Raw genomic sequence first — 7,476 nt, forward strand, 5'->3', positions numbered from 1 at the left:
ATAATGCAGGCTGGAAAAGTGCCGGATACAGGCGTGTGACGTTCGTCGAGAGCGGAAACGAGGTGGGGAGATGGCCAGGGCGGCGCCCAGGTCGTCGGGGGGGACCCGGCGCACGATGGCGTCGGACTCGCGGCCGTCCCCAAGCCCGTGGAACGCCCTCTGGGCGATGATGATCGGCTTCTTCATGATCATCGTCGACTCGACCATCGTCACGATCGCCAACCCGACCATCAAGGCCGACCTGCACACCGGGTACGACGTCGTGATCTGGGTGACCAGCGCCTACCTACTGGGGTATGCGGTGGTGTTGCTGGTGGCCGGGCGGCTCGGTGACCGGTTCGGCCCCAAGAACCTGTACCTGATCGGCCTCACAGTGTTCACCGCCGCCTCGTTGTGGTGCGGGTTTTCGGGCGGCGCCGCGATGCTGATCGCGGCCCGGGTGGTGCAAGGCGTGGGCGCCGGGCTGCTCACCCCGCAGACGCTGACCGTGATCACCCGGATCTTCCCGGCGGATCGGCGCGGCGTCGCGGCGAGCGTGTGGGGAGCCACGGCCGGCGCCGCCAGCCTGGTGGGACCGCTGGTCGGCGGGGCGCTGGTGGGCGGGCTGGGCTGGCAATGGATCTTCTTCGTCAACATCCCCGTCGGCATCGTCGGGCTGGTGCTGGCTTGGTGGCTGGTTCCGGAGCTTCCCCGTCAGGCGCACCCGTTCGACCTGCCCGGAGTCGCGCTGTCCGGGGTGGGCATGTTTCTGATCGTCTTCGGGCTGCAGCAGGGGGCGGCCGCGCACTGGCGGCCGTGGATCTGGGCGCTGATCGTTGCCGGCGTGGGTTTCATGTCGATGTTCGTCTGGTGGCAGTCGCTGAACCCGCGCGCGCCGCTCATTCCGCTGGCGATCTTCCGGGACCGCGACTTCAGCGTCTGCAACGTCGGGGTGGCCGTGATCGCGTTCGCCGGGACGGCGGCGATGGTGCCGCTGCCCTTCTACGCACAGGCCGTGTGCGGCCTCTCGCCGATACGCACGGCGTTGTTGATGGCGCCGATGGCGGCCGCCAACGGTATCTTCGCGCCGCTGGCCGGCAAGATCGTCGACAGATACCGTCCTGGGCCCGTCCTGGGGTTCGGCTTTTCGGTGCAGGCGATAGCGCTGACGTGGCTCGCGTTCGAGATGTCGCCCGAGACGCCGATCTGGCGGCTGGCCCTGCCGTTGTTCGCCGCCGGTCTCGGGATGGCTTTCGTGTGGTCGCCGCTGACGGCTACCGCGACCCGAGACCTGCCGCCGCAGCTGGCCGGGGCGGGCTCTGCGGTGTTCAACTCGATCCGGCTGATCGGCGCGGTGCTCGGCAGCGCGGGGATGGCGGCGTTCATGACGTCGCGGATCGGTGCCGAGATGCCAGGGACCGGCGGGTCCGGCGGCGAGGGCGGTGACGTGGTGCGACTGCCGTCGTTCGTGCGCGAGCCGTTCGCGGCCGCGATGTCGCAGTCGGTGCTTCTGCCGGCGTTCGTCGCGCTGTTCGGGATTATCGCCGCGCTGTTCCTGATCGGGTTTGCCGCTACCGGCCAGGACGGCAAGAGCGGGGGTCGGTTTGCGCACGACGACGGCGAGTCCGTCGATCATGAGGATGACGATGACGAGTACGTCGAACTGATCCTTGTCCGCGAGCCGGACGTCAAGCCAGCTCCGCACGCCGCGTGGGCCCGCGACCGCGCCGAATCGTGGGACAGCCTGCTCAACTTCGCCCACAACGGCTCACGTGCGGGCGGTGCGCACACGGGGCGCGAGCGGCGATTCGGTTCGATAGCGCCCGGAGGCGCCGCGGTGCCGACCCACCGCGCGCCCGACCAATAGGCGACTTGATTCTTGCTAGCGCCGGCGATAGCGCGCATGACAATCGTCGTGTGGTCGCGTCACAGGACTGACATTTCTGATGTGACTTCTGATGGCCCGCGGGCCGAACTCGACTCCGTCAGAGCCAGGAAAGCGCCCAAGTCGATCAGGCCGTCGGGCGTGGTGGGAAGGTATTCGGTCAGCAACGGTGAGCGCACGATCACCGCCGCGTACTGCGCCCGGCTGACCGCGACGTTGAGCCGATTCCTGTTGAGCAGGAACGACATTCCGCGTGGCACCATGTCGGCCGACGAAGCCGTCATCGAGATGAAGACCACCGGGGCCTGCCCGCCCTGGAACTTGTCGACCGTTCCCACCCGCACTCCGCCAAGTCCTTGCGAGCTCAACCGCTGACGCACCAGCGCCACCTGGGCGTTGTAGGGCGCGAGCACCAGCACGTCGGAGCCGGCCAGCGGTTTGGTGCCGCGTTCGTCGGTCCACGACGTGCCGAGCAGCCGCGCGATCTCGGCGGCGATCGCGTCGGCCTCTTCCGGACTCTCCGTCGAATTAGCTTGGTGCACAACGGGAAGCACGCGCACGCCGGGGCGCCAACCGTCGAGCCGCCGCGCTGCTGCGCACGTGTGGGCGTCCAGCCTGCCGTCGTAGGACAGCGCGGAGACCGCCGTGCAGACCGCGGGATGCATTCGGTACGAGCGATCCAGGAAGTATCCGCGCTGGTCGGGCAGGGTGCACCGGCCATCCACCAGCCAATCCAGCGCGGACGTGTCGACCGGTTCCGGATGGGTTCCCTGGCTGACCTGGGGCAGTTGCCGCGGATCGCCGAGCAGCATGAGGTTGGCCGCCGCCGGTGCCACGGCGATGGTGTTGGCCAGACAGAACTGGCCGGCTTCGTCGATCACCAGCAGGTCCAGGCTGCCCTTTGGTACTCGGTTAGCGTTGGCGAAATCCCATGCCGTGCCGCCTATGACGCAGCCCGCGCCGTCGGCGATGAAGGCGGCGTACTGGCCGCCGTCGATCTGCTGCCAGCGCGTTGAGTCGCGGTCGTAGCGCTTCTTCGCGACCCGCTCCGGTTCCAGGCCGGCGTCGATCACGCAGTCCAACAGGTTCTCCACCGTGGCGTGTGACTGCGCCACCACGCCGACGCGCCAGCCGTGGCCGGTGACGAGTCGGCGGATCACCTGGGCGGCGGTGTGCGTCTTGCCGGTACCCGGCGGCCCGTGCACCGCCAGGTACGACGAGTCCAGGTCCAGTGCGGCGGCGGTGATGTCGGCGACAACGTCGGCGCTGCGCGGCAGGGGGTTGCCGCTGCGAGTGCGGGGCGCGCGGCGCAGGAGGATGTCCAGCACGGCGCAGGCCGGCAGTCGCGGCAACCCGTCGGTCACGGCGGCAGCGGTGGACTCGATGGACGCCCTCAACGCGGCGGTGGGAACCGGCGGGCCGGGCGTGAGCGCGAACGGCAGCTGCCGAAACATGTTGCCGCCCGCGCTGACCCGTTCACGGATGACCACCTCGCTGGGCACGGTCGGATCATCAACCTCGACAACTTCGGCGCGGCCGGCGGCTCGCCGATCGGGATTGTCGGTCATGCCCGGCGGGGCGGGGGGCTCGTAGAGTGCAAAGACGTCGGCCACCAGGGCGCCGCGTGCGAGCTGCCCCCGGAGGCGCACTCGTCGCTGGGGCTTACGGGCGCGAGCAGGAGTGTGCCAGTCGACGCTGACCGACGCGGCCTCGGCGAGGAAAACATCCGTGTCGTCGGCCCATTCGTCGACCGGGAAGTTCAGCCGGTCGAAATGTGCCCACCAGAACGGTTTGTCCTCCCGCCGGTGGTAACCGCGCGCGGCGGCCAACAACGCCACCGCCGTCTGCTCCGGCGTGCGTTGGCCGATCCCCGCGTCGCCGGCGAATGTCGAAAGCGTCTTCGCCAGCCGGTCGCTGTCGTCGACGGTGTTGCCGTCCGTGACCGGTTGGGCGCCAACGGGTACGACGCCGGATTCGTAGGCGCGCAGCATCAGCCAGTTGCGCAACTCCCGCGTCGACCGGCAGTCGTAGTGGTTGTAGTCCTCGATCTCCTTCAGCACCGACGCCGCCTCGTCGAAGTGGCCGGCATCCCGCAGTTCGCAGTGCCGCGCATAGGAGGTGATCGATTCGGTGGCGGTCGTGACGTCGCCGGTGCGCAGCTGTGCGCCCATGTACAGCGGTTCCAGCGCCTTGAGGCTGAATGAGTCTGCGCCGACACGAATGCTCTTGCGCGCCAAGGGATACAGGTCGACGAGCGTTCCGCTGCGCAGCAGCTCGTCGACCGCGTCCTCGCCGACCCCGTACCGCCCCGCGAGCTTCAACAGCGCGGTCTTCTCGTACGGCGCGTAATGGTAGATATGCATGTTGGGACGGCGCCTGCGGCGCTTGGCCACCATGGCAAGGAAATCGGTGAGTGCCTTGCGTTCCTCCATCCGGTTGTGCGCCCACAGCGGGTGGAAGTTCCCGCCGGCTTCCAGGACGCCGAACAGATATTCCAGTCCCCAGTCGTGGCCGTCGGCCGTCCACAACGGATCGCCCTCGAAGTCGAAGAACAGGTCACCGGGGTCCGGCTCGGGCAGCAGCGCCAGCGGCTGCGGGTCGACGATCTCGAACTGCGGCAGGCCGGTATCACGCTGACAGACCTGCAGTTTGGCCTGCGTGGTCAATGCGTTCAGCGCCGCGGACGTCAGGTCCGGCACGGGCCGGGTATTGTCGGCCAGTTCGGCGAGCGTCGTGATCCCGGCGCCGATCAGCTTGTCCCGCTGGCTCACTCGCATGCCGGCGACCATCAGCAGATCGTCAGTCGCCCGCACCTGCTCAATGCACAGGGAACAACGAAAACACGCGACCACCCGCTCGTCTTCCCAGCGCACCGGGACACCGGCAGCAAAGTGCTCGTCGAGCAGTCGCTCCAAAAGCGCGCGCTGGGAACGGTAAACCGGGATCAGGTCGGCGACGGAGTAGCGCACGACTGTGCCGTCACCCAGCTCCAACTCGGCCTCCGGCGCCACCGGGACACCCGAGCCGGCGAGCACGTCGGCGTAGGCCGCCAGCTGCAACAATGCGGTGACCTTGGGCGAGCGCGCCAGCTTGGTGTCGGTGACGCGGTAGCGCTCGCCGTCTAGCACGAGGAAGTCGGCGAACCCGACGAAGCGGCCATCGAACATGGCGGCCTGATAGATCACGGGCGCGCGGTTGGCGATGGCGCGCCGCGTCGCCTCGTCGGCCGCCGTCAGCCCGGCTTCTGTGTACGCCGGACGGCCAATGACCGCGACCGAACCCCCGAAATCGTCGCGCAGTTGGCTGAGGCGGCGGTGCTCGTGCTCCGTGCCGAGGGCGGCCGTTCGCGCGAGCAGCTCGTCCTCGGCGGAAACGGCTGGGCCCCACCCGAGTTTGGCGTCGAAATCCCTTAATAGCGCGTACTCGCACCGGGCCGCTGCGGCCAGGTCCGATGCGCTGTAGACGACGCTGTGGCCGGTGACGAACATGGCAGCAACACTAGGCGCGGGGTGCGACAAAAAACGCCGCCTTGCCGCCCGGAATGAGGCGCGTGCCCGTCGAGCGTTGCAGACCGCCGAGGCGGTAACTTTTGCGGGGTGATCACCGGGGCGTTCCTTGCAGAATCGGCGTCGGTGGTGGACAACAAGCTGTGCGTGTCGGGTGGCGTGCTGTCCGGATTCATGGTCGGGCCCGACCGGTTGGCGCAGTTCATGCTTGTCGTCCTGACGCAGGCGGAGACGGACTCCCCAGTTCGGGAGGTCCAAGTGGAGATCCGGCCTCCGACGGACGACGAATCGCTGACGCTCGAGTACGAACTGCCGGAAGCCGTCACCGGCGGCGAGATCGGGTTCGCCTTCTTCAGCATCGAGGTTCGGCTGCCGGTGAACGGCCGTTGGGTGCTGTTGGTGACGGGCGGACCCGGAGCGTTTTCGCTTCCGCTGGAGGTGAGCGGCTGACACCGGGGCGGAAGCTCGGCTCGACGGCGTGCTGATTACCCAGAGAAGGAGCGCGTGTCGAGCAGGATGTGCTGACTCTTCCATCCCATTCCCCGTCGAACGCTGTGCGCCACGGCCTGACCGGAGAGCGTCTGTCCGGCGGCTCGGCGCGCTTACGGGTTGGGTAGTTCGCCTCACCATGAGGCTTAGCGGGTCTTCGGTCCGTGTTGGGAACGAGTTGGTTGCTCCGGGGCGGTGACCTGTTACTTTCCCCGTTCCAACTAGATGGGGCGAGTTGACATCGATCCGATCAGAGTCACCGGGGGCGGGCCGGAAACTGGGTGGTCGCAGTAGGGTAAGCCGACCGTCGAGAAGGCTAGCGGGTGGGAGCGCGCAGATGTGGTCGGGTTGTGGTCCTTGGTTTACTGGACGAATATGGATTCGACACGAGTCGTCGCAAGATTAATCGGATTCAACAAATGGTGTGATTTCGACTAATGTTTAACTGTAGTTACGACGCGGTTCACGCAGGCGTGCTAACGGCCAATAGCCACGCGTTCCGACGATTCTATCCCCTTGTGCCCGAAGCGTTTCCGCGATCAGGAGGGGAAGAGAGCCGTGCCGCATCGCGCCCAAATTTGATCCATTCACGCTTGCGAAGTTCCGCTGAAAATGTCCACGGACCCGGGTAATGTACCGAAATTGTCGCGGGGTGTTTCGTGCAGCCAAGCCCTGCCGTTGTGAGCCGTTGTGATGTCCTACCGATGGGAGACCGCAGATGTCCTCGTTTGTGACCGCGTCACCTGATGTATTCGCCTCCGCGTCCCAGGATCTGAGCGGGATCGGGTCGGCACTCAGGTCGGCCAATTTTGCCGCCGCGCCGTCGACCACGTCCGTGACTGCCGCGGCCGCCGACGAGGTGTCGGCGGCCATCGCGGCGCTGTTCGGCGCCCATGGGCGCGACTACCAGGCGCTGAGCGCACAGGTGTCCAAGTTCCATGACCAGTTCGTGTCGGCGCTGAACGGCGGCGGGCTGATGTATGCGGCCACCGAGGCGGCCAACGCGTCGCCGTTGAAGACGGCGGCCGCGCACCCGGCGCAGGGCCTCCTGGGCCCGATCAACCAGACCACCGAGAAGTACCTGAACCGCCCGCTGATCGGCAACGGGACCAACGGTGCGCCCGGCACCGGGCAGCCGGGCGGGAACGGCGGGCTCTTGTACGGCAACGGCGGTAATGGGGGTTCGGGCGCCCCGGGCAAAGCAGGCGGCCGCGGCGGCAATGCCGGTCTAATCGGCAATGGCGGCCTGGGCGGGCCCGGCGGCGCCGGCACGACCGGCGCCAAAGGCGGCGCCGGCGGGACCGGCGGCCACGGCGGTGCCGGCGGCTGGCTGGGCGGCGTCGGCGGGACGGGCGGCGCCGGTGGTGCCGGCGGGACCGGGCTCACCGGCGCAGGCGGTGCGGGCGGCAAAGGCGGAGAGGGCGGTACCGGCCGGACGTACTTCTTGTTCGGCGGCGGCGACGGCGGCCCGGGTGGGGCCGGCGGGCTCGGCCTTACGGGCGGGACCGGCGGAGCCGGCGGCATGGGTGGCTTCGCCTACGGGTTGGGCAGCACGGGCGGCAACGGCGGTGTCGGCGGCAACGGCGGTGGCCCGTTGGGAATTCCCGGCGTCGGTGG

General features: G+C 68.3%; 4 protein-coding genes. 3 read left to right on the forward strand and 1 reads right to left on the reverse strand.

Annotated features, from left to right (window positions below; all coding sequences use genetic code 11):
* Positions 1 to 115: 115 nt before the first annotated feature.
* Positions 116 to 1,846 (forward strand): MFS transporter, encoded by a 1,731-nt coding sequence (locus tag JO059_RS17580; RefSeq protein ID WP_293320968.1) that lies wholly within the window; start codon positions 116 to 118, stop codon positions 1,844 to 1,846.
* A 59-nt stretch (positions 1,847 to 1,905) separates the two neighbouring features.
* Here JO059_RS17580 and JO059_RS17585 read toward each other — a convergent pair whose 3' ends face one another.
* Entirely contained in the window at positions 1,906 to 5,352 is a 3,447-nt protein-coding gene (locus JO059_RS17585; RefSeq protein ID WP_293320962.1) for a TM0106 family RecB-like putative nuclease, read from the reverse strand.
* Positions 5,353 to 5,460: 108 nt separating this feature from the next.
* Between JO059_RS17585 and JO059_RS17590 the strand changes: the two genes are divergently transcribed.
* Together JO059_RS17590 and JO059_RS17595 are read left to right on the forward strand one after the other, a co-directional pair.
* Positions 5,461 to 5,820: a hypothetical protein gene (locus tag JO059_RS17590; RefSeq protein ID WP_293320964.1), complete on the forward strand. Its 360-nt coding sequence runs from the start codon at positions 5,461 to 5,463 to the stop codon at positions 5,818 to 5,820.
* Between the two features lie 757 nt (positions 5,821 to 6,577).
* Positions 6,578 to 7,476, forward strand: an 899-nt coding sequence (locus tag JO059_RS17595) for a PE family protein (RefSeq protein ID WP_293320966.1), incomplete at its 3' end; no start/stop codon positions are given.

The organism is Mycobacterium sp. (genome assembly GCF_019247615.1).
Taxonomy (GTDB): Bacteria; Actinomycetota; Actinomycetes; order Mycobacteriales; family Mycobacteriaceae; genus Mycobacterium.